General features: G+C 36.3%; 32 protein-coding genes and 3 pseudogenes. 7 read left to right on the top strand and 28 right to left on the bottom strand.

What is annotated here, in order from left to right:
• Positions 1–189 precede the first annotated feature (189 nt).
• The 14 genes and pseudogenes from ACSU6B_RS05820 to ACSU6B_RS05755 form a co-directional block, all read right to left on the bottom strand.
• Complete coding sequence (locus ACSU6B_RS05820) at positions 190–1,368, bottom strand: cation:proton antiporter (protein ID WP_410883512.1); 1,179 nt, start codon at positions 1,366–1,368, stop codon at positions 190–192.
• 365 nt (positions 1,369–1,733) lie between these two features.
• Positions 1,734–2,390 (bottom strand): carboxymuconolactone decarboxylase family protein, encoded by a 657-nt coding sequence (locus ACSU6B_RS05815; protein WP_410883510.1) that lies wholly within the window; start codon positions 2,388–2,390, stop codon positions 1,734–1,736.
• A 52-nt stretch (positions 2,391–2,442) separates the two neighbouring features.
• Positions 2,443–2,718 carry a hypothetical protein gene (locus ACSU6B_RS05810; protein WP_168242991.1) on the bottom strand — a complete coding sequence of 92 codons (276 nt, stop codon included), beginning with the start codon at positions 2,716–2,718 and terminating at the stop codon, positions 2,443–2,445.
• Entirely contained in the window at positions 2,718–3,431 is a 714-nt protein-coding gene (locus ACSU6B_RS05805) for a pirin family protein (protein WP_410883508.1), read from the bottom strand. The genes ACSU6B_RS05810 and ACSU6B_RS05805 overlap by 1 nt, the downstream gene beginning before the upstream one ends.
• Positions 3,432–3,564: 133 nt before the next feature.
• A pseudogene (locus ACSU6B_RS05800) lies at positions 3,565–3,793 on the bottom strand (NAD(P)H-dependent oxidoreductase); the annotation flags it as partial.
• A 30-nt stretch (positions 3,794–3,823) separates the two neighbouring features.
• A complete protein-coding gene (locus ACSU6B_RS05795; RefSeq protein WP_410883506.1) occupies positions 3,824–4,294 on the bottom strand; it encodes a CBO0543 family protein in 471 nt (156 codons plus the stop codon).
• A gap of 215 nt (positions 4,295–4,509) precedes the next feature.
• Positions 4,510–4,704: a hypothetical protein gene (locus tag ACSU6B_RS05790; protein ID WP_410883504.1), complete on the bottom strand. Its 195-nt coding sequence runs from the start codon at positions 4,702–4,704 to the stop codon at positions 4,510–4,512.
• On the bottom strand, positions 4,680–5,291 hold the full coding sequence (locus tag ACSU6B_RS05785; RefSeq protein WP_410883740.1) for an alpha/beta hydrolase: 612 nt from the start codon (positions 5,289–5,291) through the stop codon (positions 4,680–4,682). The genes ACSU6B_RS05790 and ACSU6B_RS05785 overlap by 25 nt, the downstream gene beginning before the upstream one ends.
• Positions 5,288–5,440, bottom strand: a pseudogene (locus ACSU6B_RS05780) (ring-cleaving dioxygenase); the annotation flags it as partial. The pseudogene ACSU6B_RS05780 and the gene ACSU6B_RS05785, both read right to left, overlap by 4 nt.
• The gene (locus tag ACSU6B_RS05775; protein ID WP_410883502.1) at positions 5,437–6,045 is read right to left on the bottom strand and encodes a flavin reductase family protein; all 609 of its coding nucleotides are present in this window, start codon (positions 6,043–6,045) and stop codon (positions 5,437–5,439) included. The pseudogene ACSU6B_RS05780 and the gene ACSU6B_RS05775, both read right to left, overlap by 4 nt.
• A 23-nt stretch (positions 6,046–6,068) precedes the next feature.
• Positions 6,069–7,007, bottom strand: a complete 939-nt coding sequence (locus tag ACSU6B_RS05770; RefSeq protein ID WP_410883500.1) for a ring-cleaving dioxygenase — start codon at positions 7,005–7,007, stop codon at positions 6,069–6,071.
• Between the two features lie 90 nt (positions 7,008–7,097).
• Complete coding sequence (locus ACSU6B_RS05765; protein WP_410883498.1) at positions 7,098–7,496, bottom strand: DoxX family protein; 399 nt, start codon at positions 7,494–7,496, stop codon at positions 7,098–7,100.
• A 57-nt stretch (positions 7,497–7,553) separates the two neighbouring features.
• The gene (locus ACSU6B_RS05760; protein WP_410883496.1) at positions 7,554–7,979 is read right to left on the bottom strand and encodes a MarR family winged helix-turn-helix transcriptional regulator; all 426 of its coding nucleotides are present in this window, start codon (positions 7,977–7,979) and stop codon (positions 7,554–7,556) included.
• 129 nt (positions 7,980–8,108) lie between these two features.
• Complete coding sequence (locus ACSU6B_RS05755; protein WP_168246037.1) at positions 8,109–8,186, bottom strand: hypothetical protein; 78 nt, start codon at positions 8,184–8,186, stop codon at positions 8,109–8,111.
• 391 nt (positions 8,187–8,577) lie between these two features.
• Here ACSU6B_RS05755 and ACSU6B_RS05750 point away from each other — a divergent pair, with 391 nt between their 5' ends.
• Positions 8,578–8,850, top strand: coding sequence for a YqhV family protein (locus ACSU6B_RS05750; protein WP_410883494.1), 273 nt, complete (start codon positions 8,578–8,580; stop codon positions 8,848–8,850).
• A 204-nt stretch (positions 8,851–9,054) separates the two neighbouring features.
• On the opposite strand, the gene ACSU6B_RS05745 is transcribed toward ACSU6B_RS05750, so the two are convergent.
• The 3 genes from ACSU6B_RS05745 to ACSU6B_RS05735 are packed head-to-tail and all read right to left on the bottom strand — an operon-like array spanning position 9,055 to position 10,698.
• Positions 9,055–9,678, bottom strand: a complete 624-nt coding sequence (locus ACSU6B_RS05745) for an FMN-binding negative transcriptional regulator (protein ID WP_410883492.1) — start codon at positions 9,676–9,678, stop codon at positions 9,055–9,057.
• A gap of 23 nt (positions 9,679–9,701) precedes the next feature.
• Positions 9,702–10,220: a GNAT family N-acetyltransferase gene (locus tag ACSU6B_RS05740; RefSeq protein WP_410883490.1), complete on the bottom strand. Its 519-nt coding sequence runs from the start codon at positions 10,218–10,220 to the stop codon at positions 9,702–9,704.
• A gap of 25 nt (positions 10,221–10,245) precedes the next feature.
• Positions 10,246–10,698 carry a MarR family winged helix-turn-helix transcriptional regulator gene (locus ACSU6B_RS05735; protein ID WP_410883488.1) on the bottom strand — a complete coding sequence of 151 codons (453 nt, stop codon included), beginning with the start codon at positions 10,696–10,698 and terminating at the stop codon, positions 10,246–10,248.
• A 128-nt stretch (positions 10,699–10,826) separates the two neighbouring features.
• Here ACSU6B_RS05735 and ACSU6B_RS05730 point away from each other — a divergent pair, with 128 nt between their 5' ends.
• Positions 10,827–11,270 carry a GNAT family N-acetyltransferase gene (locus tag ACSU6B_RS05730; RefSeq protein ID WP_410883487.1) on the top strand — a complete coding sequence of 148 codons (444 nt, stop codon included), beginning with the start codon at positions 10,827–10,829 and terminating at the stop codon, positions 11,268–11,270.
• 17 nt (positions 11,271–11,287) lie between these two features.
• Entirely contained in the window at positions 11,288–11,932 is a 645-nt protein-coding gene (locus tag ACSU6B_RS05725; protein WP_410883485.1) for a YczE/YyaS/YitT family protein, read from the top strand.
• A gap of 223 nt (positions 11,933–12,155) precedes the next feature.
• On the opposite strand, the gene katG is transcribed toward ACSU6B_RS05725, so the two are convergent.
• On the bottom strand, positions 12,156–14,357 hold the full coding sequence (gene katG / locus ACSU6B_RS05720; protein ID WP_410883483.1) for a catalase/peroxidase HPI: 2,202 nt from the start codon (positions 14,355–14,357) through the stop codon (positions 12,156–12,158).
• A gap of 276 nt (positions 14,358–14,633) precedes the next feature.
• Between katG and ACSU6B_RS05715 the strand changes: the two genes are divergently transcribed.
• A complete protein-coding gene (locus ACSU6B_RS05715) occupies positions 14,634–15,026 on the top strand; it encodes a conserved phage C-terminal domain-containing protein (protein ID WP_410883481.1) in 393 nt (130 codons plus the stop codon).
• Positions 15,001–15,123 carry a hypothetical protein gene (locus ACSU6B_RS05710; RefSeq protein WP_410883479.1) on the top strand — a complete coding sequence of 41 codons (123 nt, stop codon included), beginning with the start codon at positions 15,001–15,003 and terminating at the stop codon, positions 15,121–15,123. The genes ACSU6B_RS05715 and ACSU6B_RS05710 overlap by 26 nt, the downstream gene beginning before the upstream one ends.
• Before the next feature lie 475 nt (positions 15,124–15,598).
• Here the strand turns inward: ACSU6B_RS05710 and ACSU6B_RS05705 are convergent, their stop codons facing one another.
• From ACSU6B_RS05705 to ACSU6B_RS05685, 5 genes are all read right to left on the bottom strand, one after another.
• On the bottom strand, positions 15,599–15,787 hold the full coding sequence (locus ACSU6B_RS05705; protein ID WP_215000588.1) for a hypothetical protein: 189 nt from the start codon (positions 15,785–15,787) through the stop codon (positions 15,599–15,601).
• Positions 15,788–16,060: 273 nt separating this feature from the next.
• Positions 16,061–16,873 carry a VOC family protein gene (locus ACSU6B_RS05700; RefSeq protein ID WP_410883477.1) on the bottom strand — a complete coding sequence of 271 codons (813 nt, stop codon included), beginning with the start codon at positions 16,871–16,873 and terminating at the stop codon, positions 16,061–16,063.
• Between the two features lie 151 nt (positions 16,874–17,024).
• Positions 17,025–17,339, bottom strand: a complete 315-nt coding sequence (locus tag ACSU6B_RS05695) for an FAD-dependent oxidoreductase (RefSeq protein ID WP_410883475.1) — start codon at positions 17,337–17,339, stop codon at positions 17,025–17,027.
• Positions 17,326–17,856, bottom strand: a complete 531-nt coding sequence (locus tag ACSU6B_RS05690) for a PLP-dependent aminotransferase family protein (protein WP_410883473.1) — start codon at positions 17,854–17,856, stop codon at positions 17,326–17,328. The genes ACSU6B_RS05695 and ACSU6B_RS05690 overlap by 14 nt, the downstream gene beginning before the upstream one ends.
• A gap of 119 nt (positions 17,857–17,975) precedes the next feature.
• Complete coding sequence (locus ACSU6B_RS05685; protein WP_215000581.1) at positions 17,976–18,167, bottom strand: hypothetical protein; 192 nt, start codon at positions 18,165–18,167, stop codon at positions 17,976–17,978.
• Between the two features lie 210 nt (positions 18,168–18,377).
• Here ACSU6B_RS05685 and ACSU6B_RS05680 point away from each other — a divergent pair, with 210 nt between their 5' ends.
• Positions 18,378–18,536, top strand: a complete 159-nt coding sequence (locus ACSU6B_RS05680; RefSeq protein ID WP_410883471.1) for a hypothetical protein — start codon at positions 18,378–18,380, stop codon at positions 18,534–18,536.
• On the opposite strand, the pseudogene ACSU6B_RS05675 reads toward ACSU6B_RS05680, so the two are convergent.
• Positions 18,529–19,016, bottom strand: a pseudogene (locus ACSU6B_RS05675) (aminotransferase class I/II-fold pyridoxal phosphate-dependent enzyme); the annotation flags it as partial. The gene ACSU6B_RS05680 and the pseudogene ACSU6B_RS05675 overlap by 8 nt on opposite strands.
• Positions 19,017–19,398: 382 nt before the next feature.
• Between ACSU6B_RS05675 and ACSU6B_RS05670 the strand changes: the two are divergent.
• The gene (locus ACSU6B_RS05670; protein ID WP_410883469.1) at positions 19,399–19,575 is read left to right on the top strand and encodes a hypothetical protein; all 177 of its coding nucleotides are present in this window, start codon (positions 19,399–19,401) and stop codon (positions 19,573–19,575) included.
• 11 nt (positions 19,576–19,586) lie between these two features.
• On the opposite strand, the gene ACSU6B_RS05665 is transcribed toward ACSU6B_RS05670, so the two are convergent.
• The 4 genes from ACSU6B_RS05665 to ACSU6B_RS05650 form a co-directional block, all read right to left on the bottom strand.
• On the bottom strand, positions 19,587–19,781 hold the full coding sequence (locus ACSU6B_RS05665; RefSeq protein ID WP_410883467.1) for a hypothetical protein: 195 nt from the start codon (positions 19,779–19,781) through the stop codon (positions 19,587–19,589).
• Between the two features lie 114 nt (positions 19,782–19,895).
• Positions 19,896–21,683 (bottom strand): beta-glucuronidase, encoded by a 1,788-nt coding sequence (gene uidA, locus ACSU6B_RS05660; protein WP_410883465.1) that lies wholly within the window; start codon positions 21,681–21,683, stop codon positions 19,896–19,898.
• A gap of 332 nt (positions 21,684–22,015) precedes the next feature.
• Positions 22,016–22,627 carry a YesL family protein gene (locus ACSU6B_RS05655; protein ID WP_410883463.1) on the bottom strand — a complete coding sequence of 204 codons (612 nt, stop codon included), beginning with the start codon at positions 22,625–22,627 and terminating at the stop codon, positions 22,016–22,018.
• An 88-nt stretch (positions 22,628–22,715) separates the two neighbouring features.
• On the bottom strand, positions 22,716–23,603 hold the full coding sequence (locus ACSU6B_RS05650) for a carbohydrate ABC transporter permease (protein ID WP_410883461.1): 888 nt from the start codon (positions 23,601–23,603) through the stop codon (positions 22,716–22,718).
• Between the last annotated feature and the right edge of the window lie 5 nt (positions 23,604–23,608).

The following is a 23,608-nucleotide window of genomic DNA, read 5'->3' as shown; positions in this document are numbered from 1 at the left end:
TTTTCGTTCTAATTCCAACAAAGACATTTAATCACCGCATATATAATATTTTTAACTTATTTTGATTCAATCAAGCTTAATTATGTATACGGTGTTAACTAAATAATTACCTGAATACAATTAAAATGAAATTTCTTTAATTTAATCACAAGCTTTAACTTCCTATATAAATAATGAATTATGGATAAACTAAATTTTTAATTTATTAACAAGAAATTTAATAGTTGTTCCTTGCACAAGTAAGGAAAACAGAACATTTGCAAAGGTCATTGCTAATAACAAATCTTTTCCTTGAAAATTAGGTGTAATCGATAAAACGAGTGCAATGGATAAAGACCCTTTTAGCCCTCCCCAACCAATTACAGTCTTCCACGAAAATGGAATTGTTCCCTCAAAGGCTAAGCTCACAAATACAGCTACAATTCGTGAAAGAACAACAATTACAATACTTCCTATCACAACTGCCCATTTCCCATTAATACCTATTCGAACAATCTCTAATCCAACCATAAAAAAAATCAAAGCATTGGAAAGAAATGCAATAGCTTCCCAAAACGAATCCATTTCACGAAGAGTGTTTTCAGACATTCCAATTCTCTTTCCGTAGTTACCAAAAATTAAACCTGCAACAACTACTGCAATAACACCCGAAAAATGAAAGTGTTCCCCTAGTTCGTAAGCTCCGTAAAAGAGGACAATGGATAAGCCAATCTCAATTAAATGCTGGTCAATTAGACGAGTAATTCGTGAAGCTAAAAAGCCAAATGCAGCACCTACAATTATTCCACCCAAAACAACCCTTAGAAACTCTGTTGAAGCCTCAAAGACACCAGTAGCTGTTATAGACGTAGTTACAAGGGCAATCTTAAAAAGAACAACCGCCACACCATCATTCCCTAAACTTTCCCCTTCGACAATAATGGATAATTTTTCATTTACTTTAATTGATTTAAAAATCGTCAGAACTGAAATGGGGTCAGTGGCTGACATAACAGCTCCGAATATAAGAGATTCTTGAAGGGATAAATGTAAGAAGAATACGGAGGCTGCTGAAACTAATAGAAAGGTAAGAAATGTTCCAAGAAGAGATAATAATAAAATTGTTGTTTTGTTCTTTGTCAGTTCTTTGAATGGCATTTTTAGGGTAGCCTCTCCCAACAATGCTGATAAGAAAATTGTTATAATTGCAGTTTGGAAAAACGCATCACTCGTTACATGATGCTTAATCCCTTCCAGAGTCGGAATATTAAGCAACCCTATGAAAAGTCCTGCAATTACAAGAAGGGTTGGGTAAGGCTGATTTATTTTTTCAGCTATAAAGGCTCCTCCAACTGCAATTGCCAAAAGAATGGTCCACATTTCAATCATAATTTATTACGCCCCTATTTTTAAAATTCAATATTTTATATAAATTAGTTTCTTCCATTTTAATTTGCTTATCCGACAATAAATTTAGATAAATACATAAAATTTTAGAGATTACATGGGTAATCGCCAGCGGGTGGTTTAAGCAATTCAATTGAAGTCTATATATATGCCCTATCTGCTATCTCCGTGGTAGAAAGTTCGAAATATGACATGCCCTTCAAATATTTCTGTACATGGCACCTAAAGAGGCATTGATTAAACCAACAATGAGTAAAAAATACCTTGAGCATAAATAAAGGAAAAAAGCCGACTCCACCTTCCATTAATCAGGAATGAGAGTCGGCTTTTTTTATCATACCTTTTTATTAATCACCATAGCTTTGTATCAAATTAGCGATATGTGCATAAGCTCCTCCTGCAAGTAATGCTGAAGTAACCATTACTGCTTCTGCAAGCTCTTCATTTGTACATCCAAGCTTCATGGCATTTTTCGTATGGACATCTATACAATATGGGCATTGCGTAGCATGAGCAACTGCCACAGCAATAATCTCTTTAAACTTTCCACTCAATTTGCCTTTCTTCATTGCTGTTCTACTAAACGTAGAATAACCTTTAAAGCCTTCAGGAGAAAATTTATTTAATTGACCAAGGTTTTTTAGATTTGAACGTCTATAAAGTGAATCCTCTGCTTCTGCATCCATCGCATTATGTATATGAGTACTATGGGTTACTACCCCACCTGCTTCTACTCCTGCTACAACAAAGATGGCTTCTACTAATTCTTCAAGTAATGCTCCTTCAGCTTTTGCACGTCGTGTATGTGAATCAATACAATAAGGGCATTCCGTTGCATGGGCAATTGCAACCGCTATGATTTCTTTTTCCTTTTTACTCAGTGCACCATCTGTCATGACCGCCGTATTAAAATCCGAAAAAGCTTCAAGCTGTTCTGGTGCTAATTCTTTAAGTTTACTAAGATTTTTTAAAATTCCTTTTTCATATAAATTCATTGTAGACATCCTTTCTTTCTAATAAAAATAAAGGAGCTTTTAAATCCCATCAGACTTTTAATCATTGAGTCGGATAGACAGTTTTATGATCAGCAAGGATCACCAATTGTTTTTCATTAGGTTGAAAATTAATTTGTGAATCAGAGGAGTAATACCAAGTCTTTTCATTTTCCTTTGCTTCAAATATATTTAACTCATCCTGAAAATCTAAAACAGTCGAAGCAGTTTCTTCATCAACAGATAAGGAGATCAGCCAACGATCGTCTTGCTTTTCAATACGGTAATTAGTAGTTTGACAAAGCAATCGGCTGCCTATAGAGTGACGAATCATTAACATTAAAATTCACCCCCAGGTAAATCAATTAATAAAAAGAAACTATCTTGATTTGCCTGGATCGTAATTTCATGGATGTATGTGATCCGTGCCGCATCCTGGGATTGTAAAATGGAATCCTTATTAATTGAAATTTCTCCTTCTATAGTAAAGATGTAAATCTTCCTGCCTTCTTCCTGTTGAAAGTTCAATGTCTTATTTCCATCCAACTTTGATAAATAAAGGGTTAAATCTTGATGAATTCCTGCCACCCGCTCGGAGGCAGTATGGGATATTACAGGTAATAAGTTATTTTGTAATTGTTCAACATCATATGAGATATCTTCATAGGAGGGAGTTAACTTTTTTTCATTTGGTGAAAACCATAGCTGTAAAAATCGGACTTCTTCATCATTGGAAGCATTGAATTCAGAATGAAGCACTCCCGTTCCAGCACTTATTCGCTGTATAGTTCCGTAGCTGATAATTCCAGAGTTCCCCAAGTTGTCTTCATGTTTTAGCTGCCCCTTTAATACGATAGAAACAATTTCCGCTTCCCGATGCGGATGAATTCCAAAGCCGCGACCACCTTGGACGGTGTCGTCGTTAAACACACGCAGTGGACCAAATCGGATATTGGAAGTGTCATAATACTCACCAAAAGAAAAACTTAAATTACTTTCTAGCCATTCATTTTTTACTGTGTATCGTGTACCTGCAGGACAAATTTGAATCAATTCCGTCACTCCTTATCTGAATTTCTTAGACATGAATATCGAGCTATATTTTTTCCATTCAAAACAAAAAGTTGGAATATATAACAGGATTTCTTCTGCTATATGCTCCAACTCTTTCTTTCCTAGAATTTCCTTATGCTTGATATTTTTTAATCAAATCAACAAACACATTGACAAATGTTTGTACGATTTGGACCGTTCCATTATCTTTAATTTTGCCCTTTTCATCAAATAATGCTGAAACATTGCCGTTTGCCGTTCCATACGCTTGCTCCATATGGACGGGATCCTACATCAAGAGAATTCTTTATTACAGCTGGTACAGAACGATTATATTCAGGAGTTACAAATAAAATAGCGTCCATCTCTTGAATTTTATTAGCTCTAAAAACTTAAGCACTCTTTACCTTATCTAATTTTTTTAATAATCCAACGAAACCTCTTATCGTAAACAAAGTAAAATTTACACTGGTAAAGGTATGAAATATTGTCCACTTTTCCCATTTGAATAACTTGGAATTCTTTTCAAAGCACCATTGACCGATACTCATGGGAACACTAAAAAGTAAACTTTTCAAAAGTATTTTGCCTAAATGATCGTTATAAGTCAGTTTCACCCATATAACACTTAAAAGCGGGAAAAACAAGAGGTCATAAATGATGTTTGTCTTAAAAATTTTTGGAAAAGGACGAACTGGATATTCTAGTCTTTTGGTACCTACCACAAAAGCATCAATTAGAGTTGCAAGGACTCCTTTTGAGAAAAAAATAACAAGATTTTCTCGCATTTTAGATCCTTTAAATAAAAATGGCAAGGAAACCACACACAAAGCAGTAAGTAAATTCAACAGTTTCTTTTCCATAAAAACATCCTCCGATGTGAATCAAAATTTGATATGCTCCCGCCTTACAATGTTCTGTAAAACTCCATCAAACCAAGCAGAGTAAAAATAAATTCTTGAATATTATTTCTTTAGGTAGTATTTACTATTCCTTCGAGTATAAAAGTATTTTCTATGTAAATAAAAAACTAATCGAAAGGTTCCGATTAGCTTTCTTGTAAAATTATCATTCCATATTAAGCAGCTTTTTTTGACTCAATTGAATCCTTTTGAAAAATCAAGTAACTAACTGATAATAGCTTGCTTCCATTGATTGCAAGATAAACTGCCATTGCTAAAAATGCTAAATCCAACTCATATCCCGCCATTTGACCATTTTCTAATAAACCAACAGAAAGTTTTACTTTTAGTTTATACCTTTTTGATACCATTGAGCTGCGGCTTCAACTTCTTGAGAGGTTAATTGATGACCTCTATTCTCCCAATGAATTTCTACATTTGCATTTGCCTTTTCTAATAAAGATTGTAATTCAGCAGATTCTAATGGCGAGCAGATAGGATCATTGGTACCAGCTGAAATAAATACTGATTTCCCTGTTAAATCAGGTAGTTCAATTCCTTTTCGCGGCACCATGGGATGATGAAGAATCGCACCCTTTAAAGCATTTTGATGGTGAAATAATAAACTCGCAGCAATATTGGCTCCATTTGAGTAACCTATCGCAAGAATATTATCTCGATCAAAATCATACTTTTCGGAGGCCTCATCTAGAAACTCGTTTAACTCTTTTGTTCGATAAATAAGATCTTCCTCATCAAATACCCCTTCTGCTAATCTGCGAAAAAATCGAGGCATTCCATTTTCTAATACATTCCCACGAACGCTTAGTACATTTGCCTCATCATCAATCATTCCTGCAAGTGGCAGCAGGTCTAATTCATTGCCTCCTGTACCATGAAGCAATAACAACGTGGGTTTTGTTTGATTTTGCCCCTTATTGAATATATGTTTCATTATTTATCTCCCTCCAGAACTCGAACCTCTACAGGCGGTAAGGTTTCTTCTAATTCTTCTCTTTTTGACTCTAGCCAAGATGGCAACATAAGTTTTTCCCCAAGTTTAGCGACTGGTTCATCCACTGAAAAGCCTGGTGGGTAAGAAGTTATTTAGGCCTTTCTATTTCAAAAATCTCACCGATTTTGGCGTAATTATTCCCCGCTAATCGACTTACCGCAGCTAAACCTCTAGCATCAATTCTTCCATTTTCATAAATTTCATCCTCAATATGAAATTGAACCACTCTTCCTATAATAAAATCACATCCAGGACTATCCGAACTTCCCAATTCTAAGGAATGCTCTAATGAACATTCCATTCGAATTTTTGCTTCCTTCACACCTGGTACCGAAATTTTTACACTATCTACTGAAGTCAAGTTTGCTAACTTAACTTCACTTTGATCAGAAGGAAGACTTGCAGCCGTCTTATTTATTTTTTCAACATTTTGTTCGTCAACAATATGGACCACAAATTGCTTGGAGTCGATGATATTTCTCGCTGTATCCTTTTGACTCCCCGCTGAACGCTGAATAGATAATGAAATCATCGGCGGATTGGATGAGACGATATTAAAATAACTAAATGGTGCACCATTTAAAACGCCATCTTTTGAAATGGTTGTCACGAAAGCAATAGGTCTAGGTATGATGCTTCCTATTAGAAACTTATAATTTTCTCTTTCAGTCATTAAGGCTGGATCAATTGAAAGCAAAGAAATCATTCCTTTTCGTATAATCAGTCTAGTTCTCTTACTTCAAATGGCAGTAATCCGCGTTCAATTTGTTCTCTTTTTGGTTCATACTGTGCAGGCAACATCAATTTTTCTCCCATGGTTTCTTGTGACTCATCATGAGCGAAGCCTGGAGGATCTGTTGCAATTTCAAATAAGATTTCTCCGTGTTCTCTGAAATAAATGGCATTAAAATAGTTTCGATCTTGTACTGGGGTGACGCCATATCCATTTCCTGCAACATACTTTTGCCATTCCAATTGATCCTGGTCATCACTAGCTCGCCAAGCGATGTGATGTACGGTCCCCACACCCATTCTTCCGCGTCCAATCGGAGTTAATTTCAGGTCAATAACATTTCCGATCTCAGCTGAAGAACGATAACGGGCGAAATCTCCTTCTTTACCTACGAATTCAAGTCCCATAACATTTTCTAACAAATCAGCCGTTTTATTGGGCTGTGTTGATAATAGAGTAGCTCCGCCAAACCCTTTGATGGCACCCTCTGGAGGTACCCCGCTAAAGTTCCAATTATTAACTTCTCCTTCTTCTCTTTCAACAATTTCAAGGTGAAGGCCATGTGGATCATCAAATTCCAAATATTGCTCACCGAATCGATCCATTTTCGTAAATGAAACCTTTAACTTTTCTAGCCTGTTCTCCCAAAATTCCATAGAACCTTTTGGAACAACATAAGAGGTAACTCCTACTTGACCATCACCAATGGTTCCTTGACGAGCTCCTGCCCAAGGGAAGAACGTAATGATGGTTCCTGGTTTTCCTCCTTCATCACCGAAATAAAGGTGATACGTTCCAGGGTCATCAAAGTTTACTGTTTGTTTCACTAAGCGTAATCCTAAAACACCTGCATAAAAATCAACATTCTCCTGTGGATGTCCTACAATTGCAGTGATATGATGAATACCCATTGTTTTCTTACTCATTTTGAAACACTCCTTTTAAAATTATGATCTCTATTCAATAATTAAATTATTGATACTATTAAAAATCGGGATTCTCTAATTCGAGATATTTTAGAATAAAAAAGAATCCAATGCATATTTTCCAGGTCCAATTAATGCTATACCAATTACAACCGCTATCAACGTCAAATTATATTCGTATCCATTTTGTGTTGCCCAATAGCCATTAGAAGCATGAACCTTTACAATTGCCATTACCATTGTAGCTGCAATAATGATTCCTGAAAAGGGAGTAAGAAGTCCTAATGTAAACAATAATCCCCCAATTAATTCTGCTAATCCTGCCATGAGGGCCATCATCACACCTGGTTTCATACCGAGCGACTCCATCCAGCCTCCTGTTCCCTTTAAGCCGTAACCGCCAAACCAGCCAAATAATTTCTGTGCACCGTGAGCCATGAATGACACACCCACGACTACCCTTATAATTAATAATCCAATACTCATCATTTTATTACCTCCTATTTTTACTTATCTCGACTTCGAGATATTAATTTAAAAAATATATTATTCCACTCTGTTTCTAACTTTCTTTAAACAATGGACCATAAACTCGGACTCATCTTCTGTTAAATCTTCAAAAATAGAATTAACCATGTCTTGATACTTCGGCATGATGTTTTCCATCATTTCCATTCCTTCAGCTGTTAAGGTTACATGAATAACCCGCCGGTCTTCTCTACAGTCATTCCTTTTTATGATTCCTTTTTGTTCAAGTTTATCAATAACATACGTCATCGAGCCGCTAGAGATCAGGATTCTATTTCTAATCTGCTGAATGGTTTGTTTCCCTTTGTAGAAAAGTACCTCTAAAACAGAAAACTCGGTAATACTAAGATTATTTTTGGACATTTCGTCTCTTATTCGTTCCTGAATGCCTTTTGAGGTTTGCATTAGTAGCAAAAATGGATGGTTTTTACATTTCCTTTCCATATTCACACCTCCTAGTTAAATATCTTTAATTAATATATCTCGGATTCGAGATAATGTCAATACCTGTTTTATAATCTAATTAATAACTGTTTTTTTTCAAATACCCCCAGCCAAATCACGGACTTTTTTTTAATTTAACCATTGTTTCTTAATTTGCTCTTGTGCGAAATGCAAAATTTGTTCTTCAGGTGTGTCCTTTTTAACAATTACATTAATAAGGTTATGAGATTTTTTATAGCTTTCTCCAGTTACAAGATTTCAATGGTAAGAGATTGCCCACAAATTCTTAAGGGAAAAATTTATATTACCTCAGTTCATGTATGGCGTATTGGTTGCCGTTATTCGTTTTTTGGCATGAGTCTTAATTTTTCTCATAAAATGTACAAGAGTCTAATCGCTATCTCTATTGTTTCCGGAGTTTCATTAATCGTGTTGGGTATATATTTTGGATACCAAGGGATTTATGTCCTCTAGGGATAGGCCTCATCTTGTCTTTTTTGACGTCCCATGGATATGCATTTCGTTAAGTTCTTGTCCCTCCATTCATATAATAAACATATACGGATGAGTGATGAACAGTATTACATAGGAGGAGAATATGTTTATTTTTATTGAAATAGCCGTTTTGGGAATGGCCTTTTTAAGAGTACTTTCAGGAAGTATTGAAATACTTGCAGCTATACTCATGATTAAGTTTAATTCAGTTGAAAAGGCCCTTTTAGTTAATAGTTCTCTAGCACTCGTTGGCCCTATTATTCTCATCTTAACGACTACAATTGGTGTTCTGGGATTGACGGGGAATATTTCATTTGCCAAAATAGTCTGGATTTTCATCGGAGTTGGCTGTATTTTTATCGGTGTAAAATCATAATCTTCCGTTTAAGTTTTTTTATAGGTTGGAAAATAAAGGATTGTCACGAAAAAACAAAAAAATAATCCCCCATCATTCCTTGATTCGGAACAAACGGGGGATGATCACCTGTATTCTTTTTAGACATAAAATACTTTTCTTTCTTTTTCGTTTAAACTCTCTCTAATTGCTTAAAAAAATGGTAAGGGTTGAATAAAAGTGAGCTTATATGTGATTTTTTAATCTCTTTTCCATCAGTTCTGCCATTTGTTTCGAATTTGAATTTCCTTCATTTTGTAATTTATCAATGATGTTAATATAATCCGTTTCATTTCGGTTCTGACTTAATTTATATGCAGCCTGGATTTGTTCAACTTTAATCTTAAAACCAACAATACCTTGCAGTTGATTTTCTAATAGTTCAGGAGAAAGTTTATCCCATAAAACTGGATTTTCACGATTTTCTTCATATTTTTCCAGCATTATTGTTAATTCTTCTATTAATTCATCTTTCTCTAAAATGCTTGCTTTACCATATATGTGGACGGCTTGATAATTCCATGTTGGTACTTCTTCATGACCATACCAAGAAGAAGAAATGTAAGCGTTCGGTCCCTGAAACATAACAAGCCCATCTTCACAGGTTTCAAATGTTCTCCACTGAGGATTTCCATAAGCCAAATGCCCAGTAATATAGTAATCATCACCTTTTTTATTTAACCCCAAAGGCAAATGAGTGGCAATTGGTTTCCCTTGTTCTGTTGTGACAATCGTTCCAAAAGAGTGTTTTTGAACAAAATCCCAAATTTCATCAACATTTGTGACCTTAAAAAATTTTGGAATATACATAATAATCCACCTTTCAAAAAAAGTTATATGAGTGTTTTGGTCATTATAAAGTCCATTTGTTCTTCATCACCCATATAAAAAGAGTGGGCTCCAGTTTGAACAAACCCCATTTTCTTATAAAAAGTAATAGCATTTTCATTTTTTTCCCATACGCCTAGCCAAATTTTCTTTTTATTACGTTCCATCGCAATTTCCATAGCTTTATTTAGCAGATATTTACCAAGCCCATGTTTTTGAAATTTGTTCTTTATATAAATCCTCTCGATTTCAAGTGATTCATCACCCATTTCTTCAGACTGAGCATCATTGGTATTGACCTTTAAATATCCAGCGACTTCATTATTAAAATAAACAAAAAAGAATTGCGAAGAAATATTGGATAATTCTTTTTCTAATTGTTTTAAGTTAAATGCCCTTTCCAGATAGGCATTCATATTTTCGGGTGAATTCTGATGCTTAAATGTCTCATTAAATGTTTCATAACTAATTTCTTGAAGTTTGTGTGAATCTTCAACGGTACACTTTTTTATATTTATAGTCATTTAAATATGTCGCTCCTTCATATAATCAATAATTTCTCTTGTTTCCCTTTTTTACAAATTCCCAGTCTTTTTCTATATTTTTTCTTACTCTTTGAAGAAGGTTGAAAATGGTTTCTACTTCTTTTTCACAAAATCCCTCTAATGCAACGATATTGGAATAATCATTTTCTCTTTTTATAAAAGGAAAAACATTTTTCCCTTTCTCTGTTGGAAAGAGTTTTTTTATTTTTTTGTTATGTTGATCTTCTTTCTTTTCAATAAAGCCATTAATTTCAAGTTTTTTTATAGCACGAGCTGCTGTTGTTCGATCTACTTTTATCATCTCAGCTAACTTTTCTTGAATGATTCCTGGGTTTTCACATATTCGCACCAGGTACAAATACTGCCCTTTTGTAAGGTCATATTCTTTAAATTCTATATTACTTATAGAATCTAATGCCCTTGCTATCATTCCTATTTCACGAAGAATTTCCTTCATAATTAACTCCTTAACCCATACTTTTTGTTGCATTTACTATAAAAGTGATATAAATTAAATTTAACCTAATTTTATTGCATTTGCAACAAAATGATGATAGATAATTTAATTTAAAAGGACTGATAAAAATGAATGCAAAAAGAGCAACAATTGATGAAAATTTAAGGGTAGCATTTGCAATAAGGAAAGAAGTATTTGTGAAAGAACAAGGCGTACCACTAGAAGATGAATTTGATCAATTTGATACACTGAATGGACTTTGCGAACACATATTAGTCCATTACAATGAACATCCAGTCGGAACGGGAAGGATAAGGTTTATTGATGGAGTAGGTAAATTGGAAAGAATCTGCATCCTCGAACCTTATCGTAAATTTGGACTTGGAAAAATCATTATTAAAGCGTTAGAAGAAATCGCGGAAGAACGGGGAGCCTCGCAGGTTAAATTACATGGACAAACACAGGCGGAAGGTTTTTATAAAAAACTTGGTTATCGTACTTCATCTAATATCTTTATGGAAGATGGTATCCCACATATTCTAATGCTCAAAGAATTGTCTAGTAAATATTGATAAAGAGGTCGAGTAAAGTGAAATATGTTTTTTATGTATTAGGAATTTTAATATTAACCCTTGGTATTTCTTTCACTATTCAATCAGACCTTGGAACTTCACCTTTTGATGCACTTTTGGTAGGACTGTCCATAAATGTGGGGCTTACTGTGGGAAGTTGGGAAATAATATTAGCTTTACTATTGATAGGTTGTAATTCATTTTTAAAAAGACAAAGACCAGAAGTTTTGGGGTTGTTAACAGCATTTATAACGGGTATTGGTATTGATATGTGGCTTTTTTTATTGCACAATTTGATAACACCTGAACTATGGTACAGCAAAGTTGTTTGTTTTGGAATCGGCTTAGTTGTTATAGGATTAGGAACCGCAACATATTTACACACAAATATTGCACCGATTCCAGTTGACCGATTAACCTTAATCATACAAGAATTAACTAGAACAAATATATTTTTTTCGAAAACGTTCATTTACCTCGTATTCTTAATAATGGCAATGTTTTTAAATGGACCAATTGGCGTTGGGACTATATTAACCGTTTGTTTAGGGGGGCTAATACTTAATTACTTTATGCCATTTACTGAAAAAGTATTAGACCGCATATTAACACACTCAAGTACATCATCAAATTATGATAAAGATAAAAACCATTCAATATAGGATGGTTTTTGTTGTATTCCTTCATCACCTGATATCTCTGTAAATAATTCAACATCCCTTACTGTAAAAGTCCGTTCAAACGTAATAATATCTCCAAACAGGCCCAACCCTTTGTGTTCAAAGGAATGAGCCTATTTTTTTACTCTAATTAGATTTTTTTATATTATTCATTTCTGTTATTTACCTTTGCTACTTCTTCCTTTACGTAAAGTCCCGGGCATTGTTACTTTGAAAAGCCTAATAGTTGAGCTTTCTTCAACCTAAGGTCGAAACGATCAGCATTCATAACCTTGACCCAGGCGGCTATAAAATCACGCACAAACTTCTCATTGTTATCATCTTGAGCATAAACTTCTGCTATGGCACGTAGAACGGAGTTTGAACCAAACACTAGGTCAACACTAGTTGCTGTACGTACTACTACTCCTGTCTTGCGATCACGTCCTTCAAATACGTCACCGCCAACAGGCGTCCACGCTACCCCCATGTCAAGTAAGTTAACAAAAAAGTCGTTAGTAAGTGTCCCTACACGATCAGTGAAAACCCCATGATTGGTGCCACCGTAGTTAGTACCCAAAACACGCATACCGCCAATAAGAGCAGTCATTTCTGGTGCAGTAAGGCCTAGAAGTTGTGCCTTGTCAACTAGCAGCTCTGCCGAACTTACACGATACTGGTCCTTCTGATAGTTGCGGAAACCATCTGCGATAGGTTCTAGCACTGCAAAACTTTCTAATTCAGTTTGCTCTTGGGTTGCATCGCCACGTCCTGGAGCGAAAGGAACAGATACATCAAAGCCTGCATCTTTTGCAGCTTTTTCTATTGCAGCACTACCTCCAAGTACAATCAAGTCAGCCATGCTTACTTTCTTTCCTAGATGACTTTGAATGCTTTCTAGTACAGTAAGTACTTTTGTAAGTTGTTCAGGCTGATTTACTTCCCAATCCTTCTGTGGAGCAAGACGGATACGAGCACCATTAGCACCGCCACGCATATCTGAGCCGCGGTAGGTACTTGCTGAGGCCCATGCAGTTGTGACTAGTTCGTTGATAGTAAGTCCTGAGTCCAGGATCATAAATTTGATCTTTTCAACTTCTGTATCTGTTAACTCATACTCAACAGCCGGTATAGGATCTTGCCAGATAAGTAATTCTTTTGGAACTTCTGGGCCTAGATATCTTGAACGAGGCCCCATGTCACGGTGTGTTAGTTTAAACCATGCACGAGCAAATGCATCAGCAAACTCTTCTGGATTCTTATGGAAACGACGAGATATCTTTTCGTATTCTGGATCATATCGCAATGCCATATCAGCGGTAGTCATCATAGTCGGAACACGAACGGATGGATCTTCTGCATCCGGTGCAAGATCCTTCTCATCAGGATTTACAGCAAGCCACTGATATGCACCAGCAGGACTCTTTGTAAGCCACCATTGATATCCAAATAATAAATCAAAGTAACCATTATCCCACTGTGTTGGATTAGTAGTCCAAGCACCTTCAATACCGCTCGTGATGGTGTCACGCCCTTTACCGCTGCCGTGTGTGCTTAACCAACCTAAGCCCTGTGCTTCAGTTGGAGCAGCTTCCGGTTCTGGACCAACATGAGCAGCATCTCCTGCACCATGTGCCTTACCAAAAGTATGGCCGCCGGCTATTAATGCTACTGTTTCTTCATCGTTCATTCCCATACGTGCAAAGGTTTCGCGTATGTCACGACCACTTGCAATCGGATCTGGATTACCATTTGGACCTTCTGGGTTAACATAGATAAGGCCCATCTGAACGGCTGCAAGTGGGTTCTCAAGCTCACGATCACCTGTGTAACGCTTATCACCTAACCATTCTGATTCAGTACCCCAGTAAATGTCTTCTTCTGGATGCCAAACATCTGCGCGTCCTCCACCAAAACCAAATGTCTTTCCACCCATTGATTCAATAGCGACATTACCTGTAAGAATAAATAAGTCAGCCCAAGAAATCTTGTTGCCATACTTTTGCTTAATCGGCCAAAGTAGTCGACGAGCTTTATCGAGGTTACCGTTGTCAGGCCAACTGTTAAGTGGAGCAAAACGCTGTGTGCCAGTACCACCACCACCACGGCCGTCTCCAGTACGATATGTACCTGCGGAGTGCCAAGCCATACGGATAAAGAATGGACCATAATGTCCATAATCAGCTGGCCACCAATCTTGACTGTTTGTCATTAAATCGCGAAGATCCTGTTTAAGGGCATAGTAGTCTAACTTTTTAAATTCTTCTGCATAATCAAAGTCTTCTCCCATAGGGTTAGATTTTCTGTCATGCTGATGGAGAATGTTCAAGTTCAACTGGTTTGGCCACCAGTCTCGATTAGACGTACCCCTAGAATTGTTACTAGCAGCGCCGCCGTGAAACGGGCACTTTCCAATATTAGCATCCATACGTTTTTCTCCTCCCGGTTCTTGTGAATTAAGCAGCAAATAATTATGTCTCTTGTAGTCAGAAGCTTACAAACTGGTAGTATTAATTATTATGTTTCAATTCTACTAAACTATTACTTAAAATTGAAAAAAAAACCAATGTTGTCACAAATTTGTAATATTTTCCGGAAATGCTGTTATATCAAGTTTTTACCGCCTTGTATTTTCTAGTGTTCAGTAATCTCAAAATGGTACAGCATTGACTATGAAAAAGTGAAAGAGCTAGAGGATAGCATTTTGGAACGTCCAGCTAAGCCTATTGAGGAGAATACACCGGAGGAAGAGGCTAATAATACGAAGGTAACAACTGTCAGTTCTTCCGTAAAAAAGGAGATACCATATGCTGAAATTATCAACTATTTGAATGAGATAACAGGAAAGAACTTTAAACCAGGTTCTATTAAAACGAGGGAAATGATTCATGCGAGAAATAGAGAAGGTTTTACCTTTGAGGAATTTAAAAAAGTCATTGATTTAAAGACAGCTGAATGGAAGTTTGCTTGGAATAAGTTTCTAAGGCTGGAGACGTTGTTTGGAACAAAATTTGAATCTTATCTCAATCAACAGGAAAGAAAGAAGAGAATGTCTGAGGAGGATTTTAACTTTGATGAATCAAAAAGAGATTTATAATTTAATGGAACTAATTGAAGTCTATTATGAAAAGTTTCATTTCGATCAAAAGAAGCTGGATGGCTGGCATATGGTCTTGCAAAAAATATTCGTATGAAAAAGTGCACAAGAATCTATTGGAATTTGTGGCTCAATCGCCGCATCCACCAAAGATTTGTGATTTGCTTCAGAGTTCATCTGGGAGGTCACGCTGCATCCCTAATGAATTCGTTTTGGATTTGACTGCCGGGGAAGCACCTTAAGAAGACTAGGCTACGGAAAAACCAAAACCAAGGGAAGAACAACGAGCATAGATACGGTTTTGAAGGCTTTCCAAATAACTGTGCCTATTACTTTCTTACTCACGTTTTTGTATCACAGGAGTAAAGATACAAATATATTAAAGGTTTGGGCTTTTCGCACATGCGATGCAAGAAGCCCAAACCTCTTATGAACTTTAAAAATCTGGCAGTCTTCGAATGTTTGACTTGTTTTTTCCGAAATAATGTTACAGTAAGAAAAATGTGCAGCATTTTATACTACAAGGAAATACTACATAGACACACACTATTGAAGCTAACGATATCATATCTCTAAGTAACTCGAATTCTGCCAACTCTTCTATTTCGATTAGGATGTTTATTATTCATTGCACTTTGGGATTTAGGAATACCTGGAAATGATATGAGGCCAGCCTTAAACAGGGTAAATCCGATAAATGTAGCAAAAATCGTACTTCCGATTAAAAACCAGATGAGTCTTCTGCCAACATTGCGTAACATGTATTCACCTCTTTAACCTCTCATTAATGATAAATATGATGAAATCATCTTTTTTATGTCGTCTTATTCAACTCTGCTATCCTTCATCAGGTCCGAGAATTCCAGGGAATCACTTAAAACATAATAGTTAGGATGTGGGAAGAGACTCTTACTCTTCCCCACCAAATCGATTTAGATACGTTACGGTGAACCGTATCGGGTATTTTGCAAGCCAATATAAAAGGAGCATATTCAATCTCAATCTGTAATTTATTATATAATGGTTTTAATATATTACTGGAACCTCCAATAACCATCCAACATTTCAAAAAAGTGACTTTGATTTGTGTCAGTAAGGTTCACTAAAAAAGGAGTCTCCCCTTTTTCTTTTAATACCTTAGCAGCCGGACCATCTCCAATTGGTGTAAAAAATAATAAATTAGTTCTGTTCAATTTTAAAATTCTACAACGTGCATTGATTTCCGTATCGATATACTCCTCGCCTTGTTTAAGGCAAAACAATTTCCTCCAAATTTCTAATGTTTTATCCAAATTATTTACGACGAAACCAACACTTTCCAATTTTGGCTGACCTAATATGTGTGACCCTATGAGTCTTTGTTCCTCTAATTCCGAGTACCTTTCTTCATCTGATTTTTCCCATTCAATAAAAAATGGTAAAGGAACCTTGTTTTCCGCGTATTCAGGGAATAACAATGACCACCTGATTACCTGACCATCTGCACGAACTCTCTCCCCAGTAAGCGGCCCATATACTGTAAGTCCTTCTGCTTTAAGTTTTATTGCTAGTTCTTCAATTTGATTTGTTTGGATCGCTACTTTCGCAGGGCCTTCCCGACTTTCTTTTGCTAGCTGTTCAACGATTTGCATAATCAATCGATTTTCACCATGTTTTTCAGCTATTGATAAATTTTCAATTCCTAAAAATTCAATATAACTTAAGCCAAAATAGGTTAGGGTATTATATGTTCCCCAAGATTCATGACGTCCCCCCTTCACCGCATGAAGTCCTCCTTGTTTTAACGGTGAAATTGCTTTCTCTGGTTTCTTAAAGAACCAAACAAGGTGATCAAAGAAAAATTGCATTATAGTACTCCTTACTAAGGATAAAATAAACATTACAATTTATCCTTGGAACGGGATAAATTTCTTCTATTATATTATTTAACTCCTTTAAAGATTTCCTCCAGAAATATTCAAAACTATAGTTCAGATACGATACTCATCAAAAATCGAGTCATAAAGGCTTGTTATTTAAATGAATGATTTCAAAAACTGCCTGTTCAGCGGACTGAAGGGCACCTTCAAGATGTCCACTATATTCTGAATTCGTTTCTGTACCAGCAAAAATAATTTTCTTTTCCCATACACCTTCTACTGGTTGTGGACCATAGCTCTGGTAATTTTTAAGAGGACTTAAGTATTCCTCAACAGTGGTTTCAGAATCGCTGGACCAATCTTTATAAAGAAGAGCCTTTAAATTTTTAGCTTCACTTCCAAAGAGCTTAACTAACTGGTCAACAACCAATTTTAAAATTTTATCTTGACCCATTTTTTAGCACTTCTCCCATACGCTTCATACCTTCCCTAATTTTCTCTTTAGGCATATTCGAGTAATTTAAACGTAAAGCATTATTCTTTGTTCCATTCGAAAAGAATGGGGTACCAGGAACAAACGCAACATTATTTGCCAAACATTCAGTGAATAATTCCCTAGAATCAACAGACTCAGGAAACTCAACCCAAATAAATAATCCACCTTCTGGTTTACTGTAAGACAAATTCTTTGGGAAAAATTCTTCAATGCAAGATAACATGACTGTGCATCTTTCTTTATAAACAGCTTTGATTTTATTAATGTGCTCATCGATATCGTAAAGTTCCAAATACTTAGCTGTAATTCTTTGAGCAAAACTGTCAGTATGTAAGTCAGCTGTTTGCTTAAAAGCAACGTACTTTTCAATGAAAGATTCGTCTGCACAAATCCACCCAAGTCGAAGACCAGGAGTAAAAATCTTAGAAAAGGTACTGATATAAATTACTCTACCCGCAGTGTCAAAATATTTCACAGGCGGGAGTGCCTCTCCAGCAGATTTAAAACATTTTAACACGCATCAAAAAACCGTACAATATTATAATTGCATGGCAAACAATTTCCTTCACATAATCTATGCTAAAATAACCATTATTATAGACTTCCAATAACAAGTAAATATGTCAGCAGAACTGCCGGTCCCCCTCTGCTAATGGCCCAGGAAGAACCATAGAAGAGACCAGTTCCAATTGAGCCCCCTATGGCAATCATCTGGATATGACGACTTGACAGACCTCTCTTCAAGTCTTCTTTCTCGTAAGACTGTACGTGTATTTTTTTACTCATTTCATTTTCCTCCTCATTACTTTGTGCATTTCACTTTATTTTTTATATGGTAAACAGATAATGTTAACACCTCGACGAACCTTGCCAGGAAAAAACACTCTGTCCCCCTTCACAAGTTTAGCTTCTTGATAAAAAGCGGAGATGAAGGGAGAATCCCTCCTTCTGTTGGCGTTTACAATATTTTTATAAAATTTGTCCTTCCTTGGAGGTGTGGTAGGATTAGGCGCAGATACAACCAGAAAAGTAATCAAGGGTCGAATTGTCTTTGTTCGTTTTATCACGCTTGCAATCAGTTCACGAGAAGAGGAAGACCCAAAAAACACAAAAAAGCCATACAATATTAATTGTATGGCAAATAATATTATGTAAGTTCTTTTAGTAAACGTTTAAGGATTATCAATCCTTGCTCAAGCTCTTCGAGTGATTGTGGAGCACAGATCGAAACTCTTACAGCCCGCTCTGGACAACTATTTCCAACCACAAATCGTTCCGCCGCATACACTTGTACCCATTTTGTGCAGCTACCCTTTCAAATTCCGTACCTGTGATTTTGCCCGGTAATAGTAACCAACGAAAGATACCTGTTTCAGTACCTAAACAGGTATAGTCTGACAAATATTGATTTACGACTTGGTTTCTACGAATCGTTTGTTCCCGATGAACCTTAATGATGTTTTCAAATTGATTCGATACAATTGTACGTGCCGCCAATTCTGCTAATAATGGGGAAACCGATATATTTAGATTATAAAGTGCCTTTGAAATTGGCTCCTTGAATCGACTCGGCACTGCTACATAGGCTAGGCGTAACCCCGGTGCTATTGATTTCGATAAACTCGCAATATATATGCCCTTTAGTGAATATACGTGTAGCGATTCTTTTTACTTTAAAACTAAACCTCTCTCATTCTCAAATGTAATCATTTTACCAACTCCTAAGCTATGAAATTTGTGCTTTACAAAATACTTTACACTAAACATGTCTTAATTAGGAAAGTCCATACGATACCCCCTCGAGTTCGAGACGGTCATCCACGCCAGTCGCCTCGTTCTAGTGAATCGGAACCCTATCGCTACACCTCGAATCCCAACCATCCTCATATACCCCGGTAGGTATATTCGTAATGTCCTCTATAATTCCGTCAAATAAATAATATCAAGAAGGAAAACGCTTACAATTTGGCGAATATATACTTTGAGTTACTAATAAAAGTACACGGAGGGATGTCTTTTGTTGAACTGCAAAAAATGTGAAAAAGAGTTTTATTTCCAAGTTACGGAAATGAATGTCCCTGGAGGTAAAGAGCGTGAGTATATAAATTGCCCCCATTGCGGTGAAACAAATGGTTCAGTTGTAACGAGCGGTGTCGTGTATATTCATAAAATTGAGGAAAACTCTAAGAATTAATTATCGATACTTTATACGGCAATTGGGCCCTTGAACATAGGGCTTTCTTTAATTTTAGTACAAATAAAAACGCCACCCGTGAAGGTGACGTAATTGGTAAATAACTCCGCTGCCTGTGAAGAAATCGTTGCCTTTGTTAGTTTTGTGATATTTGCTAATTCTGCCCTAGAGATCAACTCATGCTTAATAATTTTACTTAAGACCAAACTTTTATTTATCTTCTTAAGATAAGCAGCAACACAAATTCCATAAAGCTAACCACTATTCAAACAAAATATTTATATTAAACAACTATTTATGAGCATATGATAGGCTTGGTTTTATCCCTTATAGTTAAAATCAGGTATTTCTGTCCAACGTTTTCTCAGCTCATGTGCAGCATATTTTGGTTTCCGGTCGCGAGTAAAAATGCCTTTTTTGTTTCCTTGAACCCGAACAATTCCTTGGCCCGTTGCAAAATCAGCAAAGTTCCATACCTGTTCACCAACGAAATGATCAAATTCATCAAACACTTCATGGTTTGCTCTATAAAACGCTGCTTGATATTCTTCCGTAAACATGACAGGTTCTACATCGTGTAATCCTGCTACCGTATCTGCACCATACTCAGTCATCATAAATGGTTTGTTCGGGCACCTTTTAAGCCAGCTATTAAACTCAGCACGAAGCCTTTCTTTAGCTGACACTAAATCACCGCCATCCACATACCAGCCGTAGTATCGGTTAAAGGCAAGGATATCCAGTAATTCCGCTATTTGATCGTTTTCAGGTGAAGATTGAATTTCAGTAACAATAGTAACAGGACGTTTTTGCGGGTCAAGTTCTTTTGCCAGCTCGACTAGCGGCTTAAAGTATTCATATGCTCCCTCTTCTTCAGTTGCAGCTTCATTGGCTATATTCCACAATACGACAGAAGGATGGTTTTTATCACGATTGATTAGTTCCTTGATCACCTGCTGATGATGTTCGAAGGTTTTAAGCTCCTTCCAGGTATCCCGTTTGGGTCCACCCAAAAAGACCACCAACATGTTCAAGTGCAAACCAACGGCAGGCACTTCATCAATGATGACAAAACCTTCGCGGTCAGCAAGGCGCATAATTTCTTCTGAATATGGGTAATGGGCTGTACGGAATGAATTTGCTCCCATCCATTTCATCAGATTGAAATCCATTACGTTAGCGGCTTCATCAAAGCCTCTACCATGAATCGGTGTATCTTCGTGCTTGCCAAAGCCTTTGAAATAAAATGGCTTATTATTAATAAGGAACTTTCCATCATCGACAGCAACTGTTCTAACACCAAATGGCTGTTCATAAATATCAACGGATTCCCCATCTTTTTCTAGCTCTACCTGGAGTGTGTACAAATAGGCATTTAATGGCTCCCACAGCCTTACATTTGGAATGTTGATGGTGCCAGTAACTCCTTCTGCCTCACCTACTACGATTCCATATTCGTCAATGGCCTTTACTTTTACTTGTACTGTGCCTGCTCCTTCAATTGAATAGTGAACTTGTCCATCTATATCCGTTACAATCGTTACATCCTTAACATAAATAGTCGGTGTAGTATAAATTTTCACTGGACGGTGCAAACCGGCGTAGTTGAAAAAGTCAAAATTTGGCTGGTTACGTTTTACTTTGCCAACACCAGGAATATCCTTCTCAATTACTGTGCCAACCGGTAAAGTTGAGTAATCAACAATATTGTTGACTGCAACAGTTAATCGATTTTTCCCTTTTTGTAAAAAATTATTTAATTCTGCCTCAAACGGTAAGAAGCCACCTTTATGCTCGACAACAAGCTCTCCATTGACATACACCTTAGCTTGATGAGTGGCCGAACCGAACCGCAAAACCACACGCTCAGATTGCAGTTTGGACGGAACAGAAAACTCCCGTTCATACCAAACCCAGCCAACATGATCACGTATACTTGCATTTACACCAATATCATTAAAAGAGGATGGAACAGCCATGCTGAATGCATCGGTCAATTTGGAATTTTGCCAGTTTTCCTGAAAACCATTTCCCGAATCAAGCTTAAAATTCCATATCCCGTTTAAATCAATGATACTGCGTGTTTCAGTTACGATAGGATATAACATCTTCATTCTCCTTTTTTATAATCATAGATCTGTTTAGTAAATTTGATAGTAAATTAATAGTTTCGTAAGATTAAATCTTCTTAAACATTATCTAATACATCATTTAGTTTATTATTTAAACCTGAGCAAAGACTCGCCTTTTCTTCAAGTGTCATTTTTTCAATTAATTGTCTGATATTTCTTTTCATAGTATCCTCCCTAGTAAATGTTTAACGCTTTCATAATTTGATATGACGGATAATATTACTTTTGTTCTAAGTTAACTGCCTTTTAATTTCATTTTAAAACACTCGCATTGTTTCCACTATTCGAATTACGACTACCTATTTTCATTAATCCGACTTTTGATGATATTTTTTGAATGTATAATTGCATAAAGACATAAGTAAAAATGCAGGGACACTTCCACTAAAAAAAGGAATTAATCCAGGAAACTTAAATGTTATAAAAAAGAAAATCCCTGTAAACACAGCCATTATAAAGGTTGCCATTGGGTTGGTCGTCATTAGAATAACCGCATTTTTAATGACTCCTTTTACCCCCACATGAAAATGTACAAGGACGGGAAAAATATAAAATAAGGTAAAGAAGAAAATAAAAATCAAAATAACATTGGGAATATAAAGTAATTTGAATATTGGTAACGATATGACTTCTATTATCTTTATATTAGAGTATAGGAAACTTCCTAACGCTATCAGAATTAAACCGACACCATTACTTTTTAGAAATTCACTTTTATAAACCGTCCAAAACGTTCTAAATACATGAATATCCTGCTTCATTACCCACTTTCGGACAACGGCGAACATCGCTGCTGTTGCAGGAAAAAAACCTAGAACAATTAGACCAAGAAACGTGAAGACAATCCAAAGCACGTTTGCATACATTAATCTCATACCCCACTCGGAAACACGATGAATGCCCTTCATAAAACCTTCCATTAAGGATAACTCCTTCCTTTATCGCTGCAATGACTCAATCATATTAAGGAAAATAGCCCTAAGATAGGGCTACTCTTAGACAAAAATATCATCCTTTTACAGAGCCTAATGCAATTCCTTTTACAAGGTATTTTTGGAAAAATGGATACGCAATTAAAATCGGTAATACCCCTACAACAGCAATCGCCATCCGTACACCTGTTGAAGGAATTTCCGAAGCTGCCTGACTGGCGTTTGAACCCAAATCACTGGTCGCTAAAAACTGAATATCCGCAAGCATCCTGTTTAAAATGTTTTGGATACTGAATAGTTGTGGGTCGGTAATATAAATGAGACCGTTAAACCAGTCATTCCAATAATGAATGGTTTGAAGTAATCCAATCGTTGCCAAAATAGGCAGTGATAAAGGCAGGACTATGGAGAAAAAGGTCCTGAATTCACCTGCACCATCCATCCGTGCTGATTCAATCACAGGCTCTGGAATGGAAGTTATAAAAAATGTTCTCATTAATAATACGTTAAAACCATTCATAAGCAGACCAGGTACAATTAATGCCCAAATCGTATTTTTCAAATCAAAGATTTGTGTATAAACCAGATAGGTTGGTACAAGTCCACCGTTGAATAATAAGGTAAAGAATACAAAGAAAGCAAAAACATTTCTGTAAGGTAAATCTCGACGTGAAAGTGCATATGCCAAAAACGCAGTTAAAGCCAAACTAACAACCGTTCCAAATACAGTTACGAAAATTGTAATACCGTAGGCCCTTAAAATACTTGAAGAATTATTTAACAAATACTCATAAGCTGCAAAGCTAAATTCCCTAGGGAAAAAGGAATAACCATCCTTCAAAATGACCTTTTCACCTGTTAGAGAAGAAGATAAAAGAATGATAAAGGGAATAATGCTGCCTGCTGCAAGTACGATTAAAAAGATATGGGAAACCCATTGTGTTATTCGATCAGATTTATACATTCTTC

Source organism: Neobacillus sp. C211, assembly GCF_051842875.1.
GTDB lineage: Bacteria > Bacillota > Bacilli > Bacillales > Cytobacillaceae > Neobacillus.
Note: the sequence above shows the minus strand (reverse complement) of the source record. Positions and strands in the feature narration are given on the sequence as shown.